This window comes from Leptospiraceae bacterium (genome assembly GCA_015075105.1).
Lineage (GTDB): Bacteria > Spirochaetota > Leptospiria > Leptospirales > Leptospiraceae > JABWCC01.
This window is the reverse complement of the sequence record JABTUZ010000001.1, coordinates 681917-700089: the sequence shown is the minus strand read 5'-3', so window position 1 is coordinate 700089 and position 18173 is coordinate 681917. Positions and strand designations below refer to the sequence as shown.

General features: G+C 36.6%; 17 protein-coding genes and 1 tRNA gene. 11 read left to right on the top strand and 7 right to left on the bottom strand.

The genetic code is table 11. The annotated features are described in order from the left end of the window. The first annotated feature begins 9 nt into the window (after positions 1-9). From HS129_03450 to HS129_03435, 4 genes are read left to right on the top strand one after another with little or no spacing between them, the layout of a single operon-like run. Positions 10-519, top strand: coding sequence for a purine-binding chemotaxis protein CheW (locus HS129_03450; protein MBE7411111.1), 510 nt, complete (start codon positions 10-12; stop codon positions 517-519). Positions 520-533: 14 nt separating this feature from the next. Further along, on the top strand, positions 534-1340 hold the full coding sequence (locus tag HS129_03445) for a protein-glutamate O-methyltransferase CheR (protein ID MBE7411110.1): 807 nt from the start codon (positions 534-536) through the stop codon (positions 1338-1340). Continuing rightward, complete coding sequence (locus tag HS129_03440) at positions 1337-1864, top strand: chemotaxis protein CheD (protein ID MBE7411109.1); 528 nt, start codon at positions 1337-1339, stop codon at positions 1862-1864. Before HS129_03445 ends, HS129_03440 begins: the two co-directional genes overlap by 4 nt. A 3-nt stretch (positions 1865-1867) precedes the next feature. After that, positions 1868-2938, top strand: coding sequence for a chemotaxis response regulator protein-glutamate methylesterase (locus tag HS129_03435; protein MBE7411108.1), 1071 nt, complete (start codon positions 1868-1870; stop codon positions 2936-2938). Here HS129_03435 and HS129_03430 read toward each other — a convergent pair whose 3' ends face one another. The 5 genes from HS129_03430 to HS129_03410 form a co-directional block, all read right to left on the bottom strand. After that, positions 2939-5695, bottom strand: a complete 2757-nt coding sequence (locus tag HS129_03430; protein ID MBE7411107.1) for a biotin carboxylase — start codon at positions 5693-5695, stop codon at positions 2939-2941. It abuts the gene before it with no gap. After that, positions 5695-7356 (bottom strand): acetyl-CoA carboxylase carboxyltransferase subunit, encoded by a 1662-nt coding sequence (locus HS129_03425; protein ID MBE7411106.1) that lies wholly within the window; start codon positions 7354-7356, stop codon positions 5695-5697. The genes HS129_03430 and HS129_03425 overlap by 1 nt, the downstream gene beginning before the upstream one ends. A gap of 194 nt (positions 7357-7550) precedes the next feature. Further along, on the bottom strand, positions 7551-7883 hold the full coding sequence (locus HS129_03420; GenBank protein ID MBE7411105.1) for an STAS domain-containing protein: 333 nt from the start codon (positions 7881-7883) through the stop codon (positions 7551-7553). 15 nt (positions 7884-7898) lie between these two features. Then, positions 7899-10637, bottom strand: a complete 2739-nt coding sequence (locus HS129_03415; protein MBE7411104.1) for a SpoIIE family protein phosphatase — start codon at positions 10635-10637, stop codon at positions 7899-7901. Positions 10638-10651: 14 nt separating this feature from the next. Further along, positions 10652-10954 carry a hypothetical protein gene (locus HS129_03410; GenBank protein ID MBE7411103.1) on the bottom strand — a complete coding sequence of 101 codons (303 nt, stop codon included), beginning with the start codon at positions 10952-10954 and terminating at the stop codon, positions 10652-10654. Positions 10955-11018: 64 nt separating this feature from the next. Between HS129_03410 and HS129_03405 the strand changes: the two genes are divergently transcribed. From HS129_03405 to HS129_03395, 3 genes are all read left to right on the top strand, one after another. Continuing rightward, positions 11019-11091: transfer RNA gene (locus tag HS129_03405), tRNA-Ala, on the top strand. 81 nt (positions 11092-11172) lie between these two features. Beyond that, positions 11173-11838 (top strand): hypothetical protein, encoded by a 666-nt coding sequence (locus tag HS129_03400; protein MBE7411102.1) that lies wholly within the window; start codon positions 11173-11175, stop codon positions 11836-11838. A 93-nt stretch (positions 11839-11931) separates the two neighbouring features. Then, the gene (locus HS129_03395) at positions 11932-12468 is read left to right on the top strand and encodes a peptide deformylase (GenBank protein MBE7411101.1); all 537 of its coding nucleotides are present in this window, start codon (positions 11932-11934) and stop codon (positions 12466-12468) included. A 3-nt stretch (positions 12469-12471) separates the two neighbouring features. Here the strand turns inward: HS129_03395 and HS129_03390 are convergent, their stop codons facing one another. Next, a complete protein-coding gene (locus HS129_03390; GenBank protein MBE7411100.1) occupies positions 12472-13260 on the bottom strand; it encodes a hypothetical protein in 789 nt (262 codons plus the stop codon). Positions 13261-13369: 109 nt separating this feature from the next. Here HS129_03390 and HS129_03385 point away from each other — a divergent pair, with 109 nt between their 5' ends. From HS129_03385 to HS129_03375, 3 genes are read left to right on the top strand one after another with little or no spacing between them, the layout of a single operon-like run. Then, on the top strand, positions 13370-15037 hold the full coding sequence (locus HS129_03385; protein MBE7411099.1) for an FMN-binding glutamate synthase family protein: 1668 nt from the start codon (positions 13370-13372) through the stop codon (positions 15035-15037). Then, the gene (locus HS129_03380; GenBank protein ID MBE7411098.1) at positions 15034-15939 is read left to right on the top strand and encodes a UbiA family prenyltransferase; all 906 of its coding nucleotides are present in this window, start codon (positions 15034-15036) and stop codon (positions 15937-15939) included. The genes HS129_03385 and HS129_03380 overlap by 4 nt, the downstream gene beginning before the upstream one ends. After that, on the top strand, positions 15936-16544 hold the full coding sequence (locus tag HS129_03375; GenBank protein ID MBE7411097.1) for a UbiX family flavin prenyltransferase: 609 nt from the start codon (positions 15936-15938) through the stop codon (positions 16542-16544). Before HS129_03380 ends, HS129_03375 begins: the two co-directional genes overlap by 4 nt. Here the strand turns inward: HS129_03375 and HS129_03370 are convergent. Next, positions 16541-17221: a hypothetical protein gene (locus tag HS129_03370; protein MBE7411096.1), complete on the bottom strand. Its 681-nt coding sequence runs from the start codon at positions 17219-17221 to the stop codon at positions 16541-16543. The genes HS129_03375 and HS129_03370 overlap by 4 nt on opposite strands. A gap of 175 nt (positions 17222-17396) precedes the next feature. Here HS129_03370 and HS129_03365 point away from each other — a divergent pair, with 175 nt between their 5' ends. Further along, entirely contained in the window at positions 17397-18170 is a 774-nt protein-coding gene (locus HS129_03365) for an MIP family channel protein (protein MBE7411095.1), read from the top strand. Positions 18171-18173 lie beyond the last annotated feature (3 nt).

Below are 18173 nucleotides of genomic sequence, written 5' to 3'. Positions count from 1 at the left end.
GTGAAAGAAATGGAAGAAAAAAAATACGACGAAAACCAATTTCTCACCTTCATGCTCGGCGGAGAAGTTTTTGGAATAGGAATACTGCACATCAAAGAGATTATAGAATACGGTGGGCTGACCTTTGTCCCAATGATGCCCCCATTTATCAGGGGGGTCATCAATCTCAGAGGAAATGTAGTCCCTGTAATTGATATGAGTGTAAGATTTGGTCAAGAACAAACCCCGATCACAAAAAAAACCTGTATCGTGATTATTGAAGCAAAATTTTCCAACGAAAAATTAGATATAGGTGTTTTGGTTGACTCTGTAAACGAAGTGATCGATATTACTCCATCAGAAATAGAGCCTCCTCCTTCCTTTGGAACAAAAATTCAAATAGATTTCATTTACGGAATGGGGAAGATTGACGGAAAGTTTATTATTCTATTGAATGTAAACAAAGTTTTATCTACAAGTGAGCTTGCGGTTATAGAAGAAAAAACAAATCTTACAAAAGAAATTCGACAAGAAGCTTAAGAATCCTCGACTCAATGGAATTCCCGGAATTAACTGATAGAGAATTCAAGCTATTCCAAAAACTGATTTATGAAAAAGCAGGAATCAGTATGTCGGAAGCCAAGAAAGCTCTAATATCAAATCGTCTTGCAAAAAGAATTCGACATTTTGATCTTAACACGTATTTAGAATATTACAAATTAATTGAAAGCAATTCCTACCCGGAAGAAAGCCAGATTTTAGTCGATTTACTCACCACAAACGAAACCTATTTTTTTAGAGAGCAAATCCACTTCGATTTTTTAAAAAATGAAATACTTCAAAACCCCTACTCTTTGAAAAACTTCAGAGTATGGAGTGCTGCGTCCTCATCGGGTGAAGAAGCCTATAGTATAGCCATGATTCTTTCCGAAAAATTGGGACACACCCCCTGGGAAATTATAGGCTCTGATATAAGCATTCGGATTTTAGAGAAAGCAAAAAAAGGGATTTATTTATTATCAAAGTCCACCGGAATTCCAAAAAACTACTTAAAAAAATATTGCTTAAGAGGAGTCAATGCACAGGAAGGACACCTAAAAATAATCAACGAAATCAAATCCAAAGTTCATTTCTATCAAATCAATTTAAATGAGCCACTCCCTGATATAGGAAAATTCAACGTAGTATTTTTAAGAAATGTGATGATCTACTTCGATAACGATACAAGAAAAAAAATCATCGAAAATATCTTGCCTACAATAGAAGACAAGGGCTATCTTTTTATAGGACATTCTGAAACACTTTTCGGAATCACAGACAGCCTGAAAAATATAAAACCTACCATCTATCAAAAGAAATGAATCTACCAGAAAATATTCTTGACGTATTCTTGCAACCGGGTGATTTCTATTGGGGCGATTCTGAAACCAGAATAAGGACACTGCTTGGGTCTTGTGTTTCATTTTGTTTGTGGCATCCTTACTTAAAGATTGGTGGAATGTGCCACTATATGCTCCCAAGTAGGGGCGTTAGGCGAAATCTTGAAAATCGACTTGACGGGAGATATGCCGATGAAGCTATGGAGATGTTTTTAATCGAGATAGAAAGAGCCAATACAAAACCTCAAGAGTACAAGGTAAAACTATTTGGAGGTGCGAGTATGTTTTCTGATATGAATTTGAGAATAAACAAACAATCCGAAAATACAGATTTTATTCGTCTCCAAGACATGGGAACAAGGAATATAGAAAAAGCCAGACAATTGGTAGAAACATTTAGACTGAATGTTACGAGTGAAAATCTTGGTGGCACAAGACACAGAAGACTTCATTTTGATTTATGGAGTGGTAACGTATGGCTAAAAAGACAAGAGACAAACGAATAAACAATGAAAAAAATTAAAGTGGCAATCATAGATGACTCTGCGGTAGTACGTCAAGTACTAAGCGAAATTATTCGTACAGACTCTGAATTAGAATTACTTTTCACCGCACCAGATCCGATTTTTGCATTAGATAAAATGAAAAACTCTTGGCCGGACGTAATCGTACTGGATATAGAAATGCCACGAATGGATGGGATTAGTTTTTTAAAAAAAATCATGCAAGAAAAACCTACTCCTGTAGTAATCTGCTCTACTCTCACAGAAGAAAATTCTGAAACTACAATGCTTGCACTCTCTGGAGGGGCAGTAGAAATAATTACAAAACCCAAAGTAGGTCTAAAAAATTTTCTGAATGAATCAAGTGACGAACTTATAGACTCTATTAAAGCTGCATCCCATGCCAATCTGTCCAAAATGAATTTTCCAAGTCATGGAATTGTTTTCCAAAAAAATACTGCAGATGTTATCTTAAAACACACAGGAGGTGGTGTACCGAATTTTATCACTACAGATAAAATTGTAGCTATTGGAACTTCTACAGGAGGGACTCAAGCCTTAGAAGCAATACTTACAAAACTCCCTGTGACAAGCCCGGGAATAGTCATCGTCCAACACATGCCTGAAAAATTTACATTAGCTTTTGCGAATAGGCTAAACAATATCTGCAATATAGAAGTGAAGGAAGGCTCTCACTTAGACAGGGTCGTGAGCGGCAGAGCACTCATTGCACCCGGAAATAAACACATGGTTCTAAAAAGAAGTGGTGCGCAGTACCATATAGAAATAATAGATGGCCCCCTCGTATCAAGACACAGACCCTCGGTAGATGTACTATTTCGATCTGTTGCAAAATCTGCCGGAAAGAACGCACTCGGTATAATCATGACTGGAATGGGAGACGATGGAGCCTCAGGATTACTCGAAATGCTCCAATCCGGTTCAAGTACAATTGCACAAGACGAAGAAACCTCTGTTGTGTTCGGTATGCCGAAAGAAGCAATCAAGAAAGGTGCAGTAGAAAAAACTGCCCCACTCTATAACCTACCCTCAGAAATAGTGAAGTTTGGAGAATAACTATCCTAGTAATTCAAGTGTAACTTTTTTCTTTCTTTGTATTATTTCTTCTTCGGTTTCCTCTTTTACAACCTCGTCCGGCTCTACTTTAAAAAGAGTCTGACCCTTGGTTACGATTTTTCCATCAGAATTTTCCATTAGGCTCTGAATAATTTTACCGCTAAAAGGAACTGAAATCTTGTTAAACATCTTCATCACTTCAATAATAAAAAGAGGCTGCCCTGCACTAAAAGAGTCTCCTACTTTTATTAACTCCGGCAAGTTAGGAGCTTCTTTGGAATAGAACATTCCGCCCATAGGAGCAACTATTTCATCGGATTTTGCTTTAGGAGGAGGAGACAAAAATTTAATAAATTTTTCTCTGGAAGTCTCTTCTAAAAATTGTTGTGGAATGATTGCACCCAACTCATCGTCAATTCCTAACTCATAAAACTTAGACAAAATACCGACCTTGGGAAGCATAAGAAGTAACTCCATTCCTACCTGAAATCCTTTGTGAGAAGCCCTGCACTTTCCCCAAAGCTCATTAGAAATTTTTTCAGAATTTGGACTTTCTGTTTTTGAAAATATTTTTTCTAAATCAGAGAATTTCTCGTTTTTACCAATCAAATTTTCTATTTTCTCGTAGAAAGAAATTGCGTTATTTAAAATCAATTTATCGTGATCCCAAATTTTATCACAAGGGAGTTTATTTTCTACATCTTCTAAATTCAAATAATAGTATAAATCATTCAAAATTAAAACTGGATTCCTTAAAAACTCTGCCTTCCCATCGGAAATTTTCCAAGAGTAGTTTTCGTGAAATCCTAAAAATCCTGCCAATAGATGAGGAGAAGATAAAAGTTTCTCTATTGGACGGATAGTTAGAGTGTGCTTCCTGTTTAAAGATTTCAAAGCATTGGGTTTATTTTTCTTAACACTATTTTGAGTTTCTTTCCATGCAATTTCTAAGTCTAGATCTTTTACCTTGGATTCTAAAGCTCCAACAGCTGCGAGGTAAGACTGCATGAATCTTGTAGAAGGCTTGAACATAACGTCCTTTCCGAGTATCCAATTGATCAACCCATAGTGAACAGGAATATTGGTTTGTAAATCAACACCTCTAAGCTCTGTTCTTCTTAGGATATTGCTAAGTCTCTCCAAATTTTCTTTTCTGGAATTTCCATAGCTTACGATTAATGCAATATTTGAGTCATAAGCACCGGCGAGTTTGTAGTGAATAAAAATCCCGGTATCTGGATTCCGTAACCCGATTCCCTGATCATCTCTGATTTCATACTGGACCGGAGGCGACCATGTTTGTATGATCCCACCAGCATGAGGGCTAAGGGATTGGTTAGTCGCATTGACCCTAACTTCTCCACCAGAAATATTTCTCACTATTCTTTCAGGTTTTGGAAGTCTTTTACCGTGTAGAGATAAAATCGCCATCGCTTCTATAAGGCTCTCTACTATAAAAAATTCTGAGTTCTTTTTGGGGTTGGTGAATTTTAACTTATACACCATTTCGGTTACTCTGTGCTCTACTTGAATTCTTGTATTCATCTCCATAAAGAAATGATTCGTTTCCTCGACTATTGATTCAAAAGTTGAAACACTATTCAAATGCACTGCCCTACCGAAGACTTCAGACTGCTCTTCCATTTCCAATAGAACTTTTAAATCACTTTCTAAAATCTTTTTCTTTTTTATGTCTGTGCAATTTTGAATTTCTTTTTCCATAAGCTCTTTTGTAAAAGAAATTTCCAAGAGTTTTTGCTCGTGCATCTGCAAAGAACAATCTCTCCCCCCAAGAGCCACACACCATTCTCCATTTCCAATAGACTGAATTTCATTGTGGCGAGTATTCTCAATATTCAATTCTATCAGGAAATTTCTGTTAGAGCCTTCCTGGGTTACTTTGGACTCTGCAATTATTTCCATAACTGCACCGGATACTTCTTCAGGCTTAGAGATCACTCTTTGCCCTTTTCCTCCACCACCTCCGATGTATTTAAATCGAATTCTCTTGCCCGGATATTTGTTCCAGATTTCGTTACTTTGTTTTAGTGCTTCTTTTTGCAAGTCTGCAATAGAAACTGCATCTTTTAATGCCGAATAAGAAGAGTATAAAAGTTTTTCTGCATTGTCTTCGATAGAAATTTTTGAATCATACTGAAAGTTTATATTATTCTCTTTAGCGAATTTTTCCATTCCCTTAGAGTCTGAATATTTGGAAATCAGAGCAAGGGCAGATACGTTGTCCACACCGGGTGTAACTGACACGTTCAAACTTCTTGCTAATTTTTTTGCCTCATCTTTTGCTCCGGCCCTTCTTGCGACACTTGATGAGGGGCCCATAAATGTAACTCCACTTTTCTCAATGGCTTCGATAAACTCTGCGTCTTCTGCCATAAATCCATAGCCCGCAAATATATGGGTATAGTTATTGGAAACTGCGATATCTATAATCTGCCTTATTCTCTCTTCTTTTTCTTCCTTTCCTGCACCCATGTAGTCTGGAACTCTATGGATATTTTCCTGATAGGGGAATTTTCTTAACTCAGGTGCCAAAGCCATCGAATACACAATACTATCTTTCTCCGATAGTAAGATACCGTATTCTTTTACACCGATTTCATCGAATACTTCCATTGCCTCTTTTCTAACCGGCCCGCGACAAACGATCAAACACTTGATGCTGTCCAAAGCAAACGAACGAATCCACTCATTCTCAGATTCGTGAAATTTTATTTTTTTCCCTTCAAAATCAAACATTACTCGAACTCCCTTTGAACGCCGGACATAGGTTCCGGCTTGTAATGACTAATCAAATAATTTAACTCTCTGCCAAGCACACTTCTTGTATAACCCGGCATAACTACACTCGATACCGATCCAAGGGACAATGCCTCCTTCGGATTCATTAGAGTTTTCTCATAACGCATGGACAATTCTGCAAGTTTAGAATCCCTAAGAGATTTGGCTTCGGTCTCACTCATTCCTTTTTTCATATTCTCGGAGTAATCTTTATTTATACCGGAAATCTCGTCTTTGTAAACATACTCTTTTCCGGCAGGCCCCATAACGGCAATTCTTGCAGTAGGCAGGGTGAATACGATACTTGCACCGGTAAAGTAAGAATTGAAAGTAGCGTAAGCACCTCCAAAAGCATTCCGAATAATTAGAGTGATCCTTGGAACTCTTAAATCAATAATCGAATCGAGAAGTTTTCTTCCTTCTAATACTATCCCACCCGACTCTTGATCTCTACCCGGTAAGAATCCAGTAGTATCTTCTAAAAATATTACAGGTATATTGTAAAGGTTTGCAAATCGTACAAATCTGGCTCCTTTTTTTGCGGCGTTTATATCAATTTGTCCGGAACTGACCGCAGAATTATTTGCCATAAAAGCAACTACGTGCCCACCAATCCTACCAAACGCAGTTACCAAATTTCTGGATCTTTGAGGTTGAAGTTCAAAATACGCACCGTGATCACAAATTTGTTGTAAATAAATTGTAATATCGAAAGGAGTGTTTAATCCTGTCGGTGAATTGAAAGTTTTGCGAAATAGAATATCTTCTTCGTGAATAAACCGATCCAATGGATCCGAGGTAGGATGAAATGGAGCAAAAGAATGGTTGTTGTCAGGTAGATAGCTAAGTAGTCTCAAAGCAGTCCTAAGCGATCCAAGCTCATCCGAGGTAGTCAGATCGACTACCCCACTTTGACCGTGAACCTTAGGTCCCCCTAGATCATCCGCAGTAACATCTTCACCAAGAACAGACTTGACTACACCGGGCCCGGTTAATCCAAAAAAAGTATTCTCGCACTGAATCATAAACGAGCCTTGCCTTGGAAGGTATGACCCGCCACCGGCATTAAAACCGAACATTAGCATGATACTCGGAACTTTTCCGCTTATTTTGCGAAGTGCAGTAAACGCTTCACTGTAACCGTCAAGACCTCCCACGCCAGCAGGAACATAAGCACCTGCTGAATCATTCATCCCTATGACAGGAATCCCGTGCTCTCCGGCCATATACAATAGTCTTGCGAGTTTACTTCCATTCGTGGCATCCATAGATCCTGCTCTAAGAGTAAAGTCGTGTCCGTAAATAGCCACATCTCTGCCTTTGATATTTAAAATTCCAGTAACAATAGATGCCCCGTCGAGACCTGGCCCCCAGTTTTGGTATAAAATATTTGGCTCTTCGTCAGTGAGTACCTTTATTCTTTCCCAAACAGTCATCCTGCCTTTAGAGTGTTGAACTTGTATCCGATCCACTCCTCCACTTAGTTTGGGCTTTGCAATCAGCTCTTCACCCATTTCAATGATTTCTTCATAAATCCCTTTTTTGCGGGTTGTTTCCTTTTGTTTAGAAATATTAGAATCGATGAAAGGATTTTCTAAAGAATATTCTTCTTTTTCCATGATATAGTCCTCTTAATATTTAGGTACTGGCTTTCCAGTATTTTTGAATTTAGTCTCTTGGAAAGTGATTTTTATAATTGGTGTAGCTTGCAAAAAGTCAATCTTCAAATAAATATATACAAAATTTTAAGTACAATCTCCATTGGCTAAAAGCAAAAATGGTTTGGGGGTATTTGCGGGATCCTCATAGTTTGTCAACCACGAATTGCACTGTCTAAATCTTTGTAAACTTGAAATAAAGATAGCATCTCTACAAGCTCTAAAACCTTTACTACAGCAGGCTGCAAAGAACAAAATCTAAGCTGGATTTCTTTCTCTTTACACATCTTCATGGCGTTTACAAAAATTCGTAATGCCGATGAAGAAATGTATTCAACTTTTTCTAGATTTAAAATTAAAACATCTCCGGTCATAGACTGGATCTTTTTATTAAAATCTTCTTCTATCTTATGAACCAAATGTACATCCATTTTCCCTTCTAAAGAAAAAATTGTACATCCATTCTTTTCACTTTGAATTATTTCCATTTTTTCACCCGGCGATTAATTGATTTTTTTTTCAATTAGTATATAATTTAAACCATTTTCTTTATAATAGGTGACTTTATCCATTAATTTTTCAATCAAATACACTCCAAAACCACCCTTTCTTTCCCCTGCCATATTGGCTTCTACACTTGGAGGCTTGACCTTTGAGCGATCGAATGGATTACCCGAATTAGAAAAAAGTACTTTTACGAATTCATCTGAAAATTTGATTTTACAATCAAAGAAAAGTCCTTTGGAAGGCAAGCCATTGTACGAGTGAAGGACTATGTTGGTGGCTGCCTCATCGCATGCTAATAAAATATCGTCCCTTAGATTTTCGTTTAGGGACTTTACCTTGATCGCATCATACACAAATTCTCTCAGTTTGGGAATCTCTCCGGTATTTGCAGAGAATTTTTTAATAAATTGATAGTCATCGGTAAATTTCAATAGCAATACCGTAAAGTCATCAAATTGTTCATTGTCTCCTGAATACTCATCTACTAATTTATATATATCTTCTACAATTTCTTGGACATGCTTATTTTTTCTGGAAATAATTTCTTGAACAAATCGGTCTAACCCAAATTCTTCATCTTTTTCATTTTTCTCTTCAATTGCCCCATCTGTGTACAAAGCAACAATATCCCCTGGCTCTACTCTAAATTTTCCACCTTTGTAATTCGTAAACGGAACAACTCCAAGTGGGGCACCTACCCCTTTCAAGCATGAATAGCTTCCATCTTTTTTAATCAATAGCTGATCGTTGTGTCCCGCAGAGGCAAATTCCAACTCAAAATTAGCCGGGTTGTAGTGGATATAAAAAAGAGTCACAAACATTCCGGATTGTGAGTGCTCGTAAATAAGCTGGTTGGCTCTTTTTAAAATTTCTTCAGGTATTAGTTCATGATTTCTGGATAATGTTCTAATTATCGAAGAGCTCATTGCCATAAATATAGATGCAGGAAGGCTCTTTCCACTAACGTCCGCTACCAAAAAAGAAAACTGGCCGTCCGAGTATTGAAAATAATCAAAAAAATCACCCGATACTTCTTTTGCGGCTACTGTCTTTACTCCGATTTCAAAATTAGAGTTGGATAGTTTCAAAGAAGGTAAAAGATTGTTCTGAATATTTTTGGTAATCTCTATCTCTTTTTCCATAGCTTTTTTAGTAAGCATTTCTTGGTTTAGTTTGAAATTTTCGTAACCCTTTGTAATTTGAGAAGATATAGCTTGGAGCAATCGTTTGTGATTTTCATCGAAAGACTCATTGGCTTTTCTATCAGAGATTACAATCGCTCCAAATGGCCTTTTTGCAGTCTGAAAAATAGGGATGATGATAAATGACTTTAAAATATATTTTTCGTCCTCATTGGATAAGGCAGCAAGAGTCCATTCTGAAATAGAAGCAATCGAAGTCTCGTTATCTGAAATACATTTATAAATCAAAGAATCTTCCGTAAGAACTTGAGAGAGTATCTTTTCCTGATTTCCTGACTTTGACACTACTTGAAATTCTTTTTCTCCATTTTGTCGGATAAATATAAAGGTCTTATTGGATTCCAGCTCAGCCGAAATAATTTGAACTGAGCGAATCAGCAGATCCAGCTCGTCTCTTGATTCCAATACAGCTTCACCCAATTCAAAAAGACTCCCAAGTTCACTAACCTTTTTTTCTAACTCGATATTGGTAGTTTCTAAATTCTGGAGTAGTCTGGTTTTCTGAATTGCAAGGGCTGCCGCATCCGAAAAACTTAGGAACAAATCTATGTCGTTTGAATTGTAATTGTTACGATCTATTGTGTTAATTGCTTCCATGACTCCGATCACTTCGTCGTTTACTATCAAAGGAGCACCCAATATATTTCTAGTTACAAAATCAACCGCCTTATCTACGCTTTTGAAAACTCTCGGATCGGATTGAGCGTCGTTTATAATCATGGGTTTTTTGGTCACTGCAATCGTACCGGCGATTCCTTGACCGATAGGAACCCTAAGCCGGCTCAACTCTTCTTGTTTTTCACCTGCCACAATATGAAAATACAACTCGTTTCTTTCTTTATCTACCAAAAGAATAGAGCAAGACTCAGTTCTAAAAACTGATTTCACTGATTCCATAACCGATAGCAATAGCTTAGATAAATCCAAAGAAGAGTTGATTAGCCCTGAAACTCGTATAATTTCTTTTAGTAAATACTCCATCCTTGAGTTTTTAAAATAATTGTTTGTATTTTCTATCAATAGAAGAATGGAAGTAGCAATCGAAAGATATATCTCTTTTCTGGAAGAGTCCAATTGAGTATCTTTCAAAATCATACTCAAGTAATTGCAATACACTACAATTAACTCAAAATCGCTTGTCGAAAAATTCTCAAAGTGGTAAATCCCTTCGAGTAAAAAAACTCCAAGGTCAAAGTCGCCTGTTTCTAAACCGAGATAGCAAGAAATATACGATTCTGTTGTTTTGCGGTTTTCCCCGGGAACAAAATCTCCTTTTTTTAATAAGAAATTTTTCCTGTCTTGAAAACTTTTGAGTGCTATATCATTGGAAATTTTATCTTCTTGGAGCTCGTTTAGACTTTGAAGTTCGTTTTTTTCACTTAGAAAAAAAAACGACCCTCTCTTTGCCCCTACAAGTCTGATTGCTTCGTTTAGAACCAATTGAAATATATCAACTAATTCGGGGTCAAAAGAAACATAGAAATTATTCTCTGTATTCCTTTTTAATAATGGTGAGAGACTTGAATTTTCCAATACGCTAAAAAAATTTACTTTGTAAACTTCATCGCCTCTTCTCGAAGTTTTTTATTTGCATCTTCCAATTGCTTGATTTTATCAAATGCACTAATAAGCTCAGCTCTTGATAAATTGGATACAGTGGTGGACGCAGTCACTGTGTCTTGGGCTTGCTTCAATTCGAGTCTGGAATAATCGACTATCATTTCATACATTCGCATAATCTCATCTGCATTGGCAAGCTCTTCCTCATTCAACTTTAACACTTTTTCATAACCCCTGATAATATCGTCTTGGGTCTTGACTTTCTTTTGCAGATTTTCAATCGTTTCCATAAGCAATTTTCCTTTCCTACTATTCACTTGACACTTTCGTGGCAAAAACTCAGGTTACACTGAGGGGGGCGTAGCTCAGTTGGGAGAGCGTTTGAATGGCATTCAAAAGGTCAGGGGTTCGATTCCCCTCGTCTCCAACAAAAAAACATCGCCTAATGATTTTTTCTTTGTAAAATAGTCTTACGTCAATGTTTTTTTATAAATAATCTATGTGATTCATGAAAAATACAGAAAAACCAAACCGATTAAAAAAAGACATCTACATCCTGCCAGACTATTTGACCCATTCTGAAAAAGAGGTCTGGGCGACTTTCCTGCAAGGAAAATACAGACTTTTCCTTTTTGAGCTACCAGGCCACAAAAAAAACGAAAAAGGGCAAAATTACTCCCAATTTTTAAATTCTATCGAAAAAAAGGTATTGGAAGACCCAAATCCGATTGCAATTGTTTCTACCGGTTTTACCTCTGCCCTGGCATTAGAGTTAGCGTATAAATACCCCAAAAAAATCGTTCAGTGCATTTTAATTTCTCCGGTACTAACCGAAAGCCGCTTAAAGCAAGCTCTCCTTAAAATAAAAAATATCCTAAACTGGTTACAAAACGAGAAAATCAGACTTTTCTCGGTATATGCAATTTTCAAATCAAGAAATCTGTTTATCCGCTTAACAAATACAATTTCTTTTTTGAAGAATCTAAATTTCAACACAAAAGTAGTGTTTATTTTATCTGCTAAGAAATCCTATCTCAATGATTTTCAAACGAAAGACTCTTTACGTATTTCCAAAAATCCAGAGGTAGTCCGATTCAGATACTCTTCCACGAAGGTCAATAAAAATGACTGGAGATTCAAAAAACTGATTTTTGAGATACTGAACCAGAAATAATATTCAGCTGCATACAAAATACTATTCAAAATTTCTTTTATACCAAATATGGATTTTAAAGAATAGCTACAGTCTAATGATAACAAGGAAACTATGTCTGTAAGAAAAATTTTAAAATTAGGCGATCCGATTTTAAGAAAACCAAGCGAAGAAGTCACAGAAGAAGAGATCAAAGAAAAAGACTTCAAAAAACTCATTCGAGATATGTTTGATACGATGAAACACGCGGAAGGTTTGGGGCTTGCCGCACCACAAATCGGAATTCTAAAAAAATTGATTGTAATCGGATCAGAAAAAAGCGACCGCTACCCGGACTCTCCCAACATTCCTGAAAAAGTAATTATCAATCCAAAAATTACTATTTTAGATTCTCCTTTATCCGGTTACTGGGAGGGTTGTTTGTCTGTTCCACAAATGAGGGGTTTAGTCGAAAGACCTTCTAAAATATCCATAGAATACTTTGATGAGAAGTGGAATAAGTACAACGAGGTTATAGAAGGATTTCAAGCGGTAGTGTTTCAACACGAGATAGATCATCTTTCGGGGATACTGTATGTGGACAGATTGAAAGATACGAAACTTTTTGGCTTTATAGATGCGTTAGACGAAACCGAAGACAATTTAGACTAAGCTTCATTTTAGTTCGTTACTTATTTCTCGATTGGGAGGTATCCAAGAACGGTTTCTATCTATTGTATTTAGAGGTATAAACTCTTGACTATGCCTGATCAAATCTCCCTCTCGAAAAATTAAATTTATTTTTCCGACCGAGTTTTTATATATAGGGCATTCAGCAAAAAATATTCCCTTTGTATAAAAGTAGGATGACATATTTTCTCTTTTTCCGATAAGTATATCTAACCTGTCCGAATCCGGGACAATTGCTGTTTGAAGTAAATTTTCCTGCAAGAATACGATTCTAACATTTTCGTTCTTTTCACTTGCACCGGAAATATTTCCTGTTTTTTCTCTGGCAGACAACAAAATTTCTCCTATTTGAAAATCCTTATTTTCAACGATTCCAAAAGAATTTTTGCGAGAAGTTACCAAGGGTAGATTTAGAGATTTTAGAGAAAGATTGGAATCTAAATATGCAATTTCTTCTTCGGTTAAAAATACTGCATCAAAAGGAACTTGGTTCAATATTTTAAAATTCGATCGAAGTCCTTTCCCTTTTCCGAAAACATTTCCTCCCGTAAATAAAAGCACTTCTCCATTGGAATGGCTGAGTCTTGTTTTTTCCCTCCTTTTCAACTCAGATAAGGTAGATAGACCAAGCCTTCCATCTTCGTCAAATTCAAATAACCCGGAAATATTGCACAAATATAAGATTTCTATTTCTCTGTCGCTTAGACTGATTGGTTTAAAAGAGTTTAAAAAAAATAGAAATAGAACAAGTAAACCGACTCTAAATTGCACCATACTTTCATTATCTCATTATCTTCACTAAATCTATAGAAAGTTTTTACTTTATTTGATTGTATTTTTTTTTTAATAAAGCGATTTGACTATTACAGATACGAGGAAGGTAATGTATAAATCATCCAAAGAAGCCAAGAATCTTGCAGAAAAGCTAAAAAACTCCAATAAAAAAGATGTAGTATCGTCCCTTAAGCAAAAACCATTCTATTTAAGCATTATAAGGTATTTATGTTTGATACTTATAATTTTGTCTATCCCTGCATTTTTCTCCAATTGGAAACTATCCTTGGCAATTTTTATTTTTTCAGTAATTTTGTTTAGTTATAGCGAGTTATTTTTACAGCAAACCCACGGAATCGTAAAAATCTACGGGCCTCTTGGAAGATTGAGGTATATTACCGAAAATCTGATTCGAGACAAATACCTGCAATATTTCCAAGAAACCAACACAGACGGAAGACCGATTCCAAGAATTGTTCGAGACTATGTTTATCAAAAAGCCCACAATCTAAAATCAGTAACCAGCTTCGGGACAGAATTGGATATCTACGATCCGGAAAATACCCCCGGAGTCAGAATTTTACACCGAAATTTTCCAGCCAAAATCACTAATTTAAACTACGAGGTTATCATAGGAGGGTCTAGAAAAAATATAAAACCCTTCATCGTTAAAAATACGATCAATGTATCCGGGATGAGCTACGGCTCTTTGAGTTACAAAGCCGCCGAGTCCATAAGTCTGGGTGCAAAAGATGTAGGGTATGTAAATACGGGAGAGGGCGGTTACGGGCCCCACGGATTTTCAGGAAACGATATTGTTTTTCAAATCGGAACAGGGAAGTTTAGCGTAGGTGAAGAAAAAACTCTCCAAGATGGTAAAACTACCAGAGTCCTAAACGAAAAATTATTAATTCAATTAGTAAAAACCCACCCTAATATAAAAATGATTCAGCTAAAAATCTCACAGGGTGCAAAGCCCGGAATTGGAGGAGTGCTCCCAAAAGACAAAGTGACTCCTGAAATTGCAGAAATCAGAAAAGTACCTCCCTATAAAATGCTTATCTCTCCGCCCCAGCACGCAGAGTTAATTGCACAAACTCCGAAGGAGAGCGTTTTTAAACTTATGGATTTTATAGAAAGGATTAGAAAAATTACAGAGCTACCCGTAGGCATAAAAATTTGTTTTGGAAATTTGGAAGAAATAGAGCTACTCGCAAATGCAATGAAAATATCCAAGAAAGGGCCAGATGCAATTCAAGTAGATGGAGCCGATGGTGGAACTGGTGCCGGTCCAAATATATTCGTGAACTATGTAGGTTACGGTAGTACAGTAGAGACTACCGCAATTTTAGACAAAACTCTAAAAAGGCTTAAAATCAGAGATACTGTAACAATAAGCTCCTCCGGAAAATTATTTACACCTGCTCATGCTGCATCTGCATTTGCTGCGGGTGCAGATACGATTGAAACTGCAAGAGGGATTATGCTTTCACTTGGTTGCATCCAAGCACTGAAATGCCATACCAATGAATGCCCGACTGGAATCACTACAAATAAAGAATGGAGGATTCGAGCCATCCATATCCCAGAAAAGTCCACAAGAATCCATAACTACTTAACCGGGTTTCACGAGGATATGTTGGAGATTACAAAAATCACTGGACACTCCGATCCGAGAGATATTCAACCGGAAGATCTAAGAATGTTCTCTTATGAAAACTTTTTTAGTAAACCTTCTAAACACCAAACAAGTCAACCTACTTCCGGTTTAGTATGAAAAAATTAATTCAAATTACCTTAGATTACGGCAAAATGGTAAAATTTTCCCATACACTTTTTGCTCTTCCTTTTGCCGGACTTTCCTTTGTAAGTGCACTTGCAGAAACTAATAAGACTCCAAGCGAGCTCCAAAGGATTTTATTTTTGATTGTGCTTTGTATGTTTTCTGCGCGTAACGCTGCTATGGGGTTTAATAGATGGGCAGACAGAAAGATAGATGCCTTAAATCCAAGAACAAAAGACAGAGAAATCCCAAAAGGCGTGATTTCGGAAAAGTCTGTCCTTTTTTTTGTAGTTGGATTTTGTGTATTATTTATTCTGTCTTCCTACTTCATAAATTTTTTATGCTTTCTTTTATCTTTTCCGACTCTCGGAATAATTTTATTTTACTCCTATACAAAAAGATTTACTTATTTGTGTCACTATGTATTGGGACTTGGGATAGGCATTGCGCCTATGGGTGCTTATCTTTCCGTGACAGAATATTTTTCTTTACCACCTATTCTATGGTCATTCGGACTTATGCTCCATATCGCTGGGTTTGATATTTTATACTCTACCCAAGATATAGAAATAGACAAAACTATTGAAATGAAATCTATCCCCGTAAAATTTGGAATTCTCTATGCCCTGCTAATTTCAAAACTAACGCATGCAATTTGTTTTATTCTATTTTTATTTGCAGGTTTCACTGCGGGACTTGGAGTATGGTACTACACATTTTTAGGAATCACAGGCATACTTTTGATTGTGGAGCATTTACTTGTATCTCCAAGGAATATGAAAAGACTCCCCATTGCGTTTTTTCATATCAATGCTTCGATTAGTATAATTTTATTTATAGGAATATTTTTAGATAAGTGGAGTATCGTATTATCTAAATTAGGAATCATGATTTGAAACTGATAGTAGGAATAGCCGGTGCAAGTGGTTCGATTTACGCTGCGAGTTTCCTGCGAGCAATAATGTCGATGGAAGGTGAGACGTACCTAATCGTAAGCCCGGCTGCGTTAAGAATATTTCGCGAAGAGTATTCAACCAATATTTCATCAGGAAAAGAAATCTTAGAATTCATATCAGATAGATGGCACATTACGCATAACAAAAATCATATACTCGAAAGAGATTTTAAAGATATCGGAAGTGATATTGCCTCTGGCTCAAACAAATGGGATGGAATGGTAGTCATTCCTACATCAATGAAAACGATCGCTTCTATAAATTCAGGAATCACAGAAAATTTAATTGAACGATGCGCTGATGTTACTTTAAAAGAAAGAAGAAAATTAATCTTAGTCCCAAGGGAAACCCCTTACAACAGAATCCACTTGAAGAATATGCTGTCTTTGGACGAAGCTGGTGCGATCATAGTTCCTGCCTCTCCTGCTTTCTATCAATTACCAAGGACGTTAGACGATATTGCAGATTTTATTTCAGGGAGAATACTGAATCTCTTAGGAATTGAAAACACACTTTTCCCGCATTGGGGGTCATTAAAAGATTAGCCTGCCCTCTCTATTTCTTGTATTCTTTGCTTTAAATCAGACGCTATTTCATACTTTTCTACAGAGATAGCATCGTATTTTTTCAAATACAATTCTGCCAAGTCTTCTCCCTTTTGCCCCGGATAAGTAAGAACTCTTCTGTAATTGTCTAAATCAAACTGTGGGTGGTTAGAGGAAAATTTTTCTAGAAATTTATCTACTTTTAATTTCGCAGCCTCTCTTGCGATACCCTGTGATTTTCTATACTGGATAGATAAATTCGCAAGTGCATCTAAATAATCTTTTACCCCATCTCCTTCGATCACCGGGATTGGATTTCTTTCTTTGGACTTGCACATTTCTACATACTTCATCACAAGCAGGTTAAACTGATCCATTCTTTCCTGAATGTACAAGTCGGCTTTCTTATCGTCGTCCGGCATTTCAAAATCTGAAATATGAACTACATCGTAAGAGTCTCCATTGTCAGAAATGATAGATCTCAATTCTTCTACAGAATCAAAAGAAATTGGTGGAAATGTAACCACAGGAAAATTATCTCCTATTTTTAGAAAGCTAACTACTACATTGGATGCAATGACTCTGCCGCCTTTCTGTATCGGGTTATCACCGACAACGTAACAATAGACGATTAAGTTACCAGTAGGATGTGATTTTGAGCCTTTTTCAAAAATCATTGGACCTCTTTTTATACTTTCTTAGACTCTTTATATTGAATCATAAGATTTTTTTTTGTCAAGTAAAATATCCGTATTATTTTATTTAGAATAACTCATTCAAATCTGTTTTGCTTTACATTTGTGTGAAAATTTTTGATTTGAAATTTTTTAAGGCAAATCAAATTTTGCCTCTATGGACAAACAACTACAAAAAGAACTGCTATCGGAATTTTTCGGAACTTTCATTCTAATTCTTTTCGGTGACGGGGTTGTGGCAATGGTAGTGCTGTATGGGCTCGGTAGCTTTGAATCGATCAACTGGTGCTGGGGACTTGCGGTCGTATTTGGAATTTATGTAAGCTCTAAAACCAGTGGTGCACACCTAAATCCGGCAGTTTCTGTTGCTCTTGCCATAAGAAAAATTCTGCCTTGGAAAAAAGTCATTCCATACTCCCTATCACAAATATTTGGAGCCTTTGTTGCCTCTGCACTTCTATACTATAACTACAATGAAGCGTTTTTTCATTTTGAAAAAAATTCCGGTTTAGTGAGAGGGAGCATTGAAAGCATTGCTACCGCAAAAGTGTTTGCTACCTACCCCTCAAAGTATGTGACGAATTGGGGTGCGTTTTTTGACCAGATTCTTGGAACTGCACTTTTAATAATTTTGATTTTTGCCGTAACAAATCCAAATAACGAAAAAGACGAGGCAAACAGATCTCCTTTTATCATAGGGCTTGTAGTAGTTGCAATAGGGATGGCTTTTGGCGGGAATGCAGGCTACGCTATCAATCCGGCAAGAGATTTTGGACCCAGACTATTTTCTTACTTTTCCGGCTGGGGTAAAATAGTTTTTACTGCGAGCGACTATTATTTTTACGTACCTATTGTAGCACCTATCATTGGATCTGTGATCGGAACATACGCCTACATTTTTTTTGTAGGAAGGTTTTTAGATAAATCCTGATTT

What these genes read in the sequence shown, in the direction of transcription:
- HS129_03440 (MBE7411109.1), top strand. Translation starts at nt 1,337, where the DNA reads ATGAATCTACCAGAAAATATTCTTGACGTATTCTTGCAACCGGGTGAT.
- HS129_03400 (MBE7411102.1), top strand. Translation starts at nt 11,173, where the DNA reads ATGAAAAATACAGAAAAACCAAACCGATTAAAAAAAGACATCTACATC.
- HS129_03450 (MBE7411111.1), top strand. Translation starts at nt 10, where the DNA reads ATGGAAGAAAAAAAATACGACGAAAACCAATTTCTCACCTTCATGCTC.
- HS129_03380 (MBE7411098.1), top strand. Translation starts at nt 15,034, where the DNA reads ATGAAAAAATTAATTCAAATTACCTTAGATTACGGCAAAATGGTAAAA.
- HS129_03370 (MBE7411096.1), bottom strand. Translation starts at nt 17,221, where the DNA reads ATGATTTTTGAAAAAGGCTCAAAATCACATCCTACTGGTAACTTAATC.
- HS129_03365 (MBE7411095.1), top strand. Translation starts at nt 17,397, where the DNA reads ATGGACAAACAACTACAAAAAGAACTGCTATCGGAATTTTTCGGAACT.
- HS129_03385 (MBE7411099.1), top strand. Translation starts at nt 13,370, where the DNA reads ATGTATAAATCATCCAAAGAAGCCAAGAATCTTGCAGAAAAGCTAAAA.
- HS129_03435 (MBE7411108.1), top strand. Translation starts at nt 1,868, where the DNA reads ATGAAAAAAATTAAAGTGGCAATCATAGATGACTCTGCGGTAGTACGT.
- HS129_03420 (MBE7411105.1), bottom strand. Translation starts at nt 7,883, where the DNA reads ATGGAAATAATTCAAAGTGAAAAGAATGGATGTACAATTTTTTCTTTA.
- HS129_03445 (MBE7411110.1), top strand. Translation starts at nt 534, where the DNA reads ATGGAATTCCCGGAATTAACTGATAGAGAATTCAAGCTATTCCAAAAA.
- HS129_03425 (MBE7411106.1), bottom strand. Translation starts at nt 7,356, where the DNA reads ATGGAAAAAGAAGAATATTCTTTAGAAAATCCTTTCATCGATTCTAAT.
- HS129_03395 (MBE7411101.1), top strand. Translation starts at nt 11,932, where the DNA reads ATGTCTGTAAGAAAAATTTTAAAATTAGGCGATCCGATTTTAAGAAAA.
- HS129_03430 (MBE7411107.1), bottom strand. Translation starts at nt 5,695, where the DNA reads ATGTTTGATTTTGAAGGGAAAAAAATAAAATTTCACGAATCTGAGAAT.
- HS129_03410 (MBE7411103.1), bottom strand. Translation starts at nt 10,954, where the DNA reads ATGGAAACGATTGAAAATCTGCAAAAGAAAGTCAAGACCCAAGACGAT.
- HS129_03390 (MBE7411100.1), bottom strand. Translation starts at nt 13,260, where the DNA reads ATGGTGCAATTTAGAGTCGGTTTACTTGTTCTATTTCTATTTTTTTTA.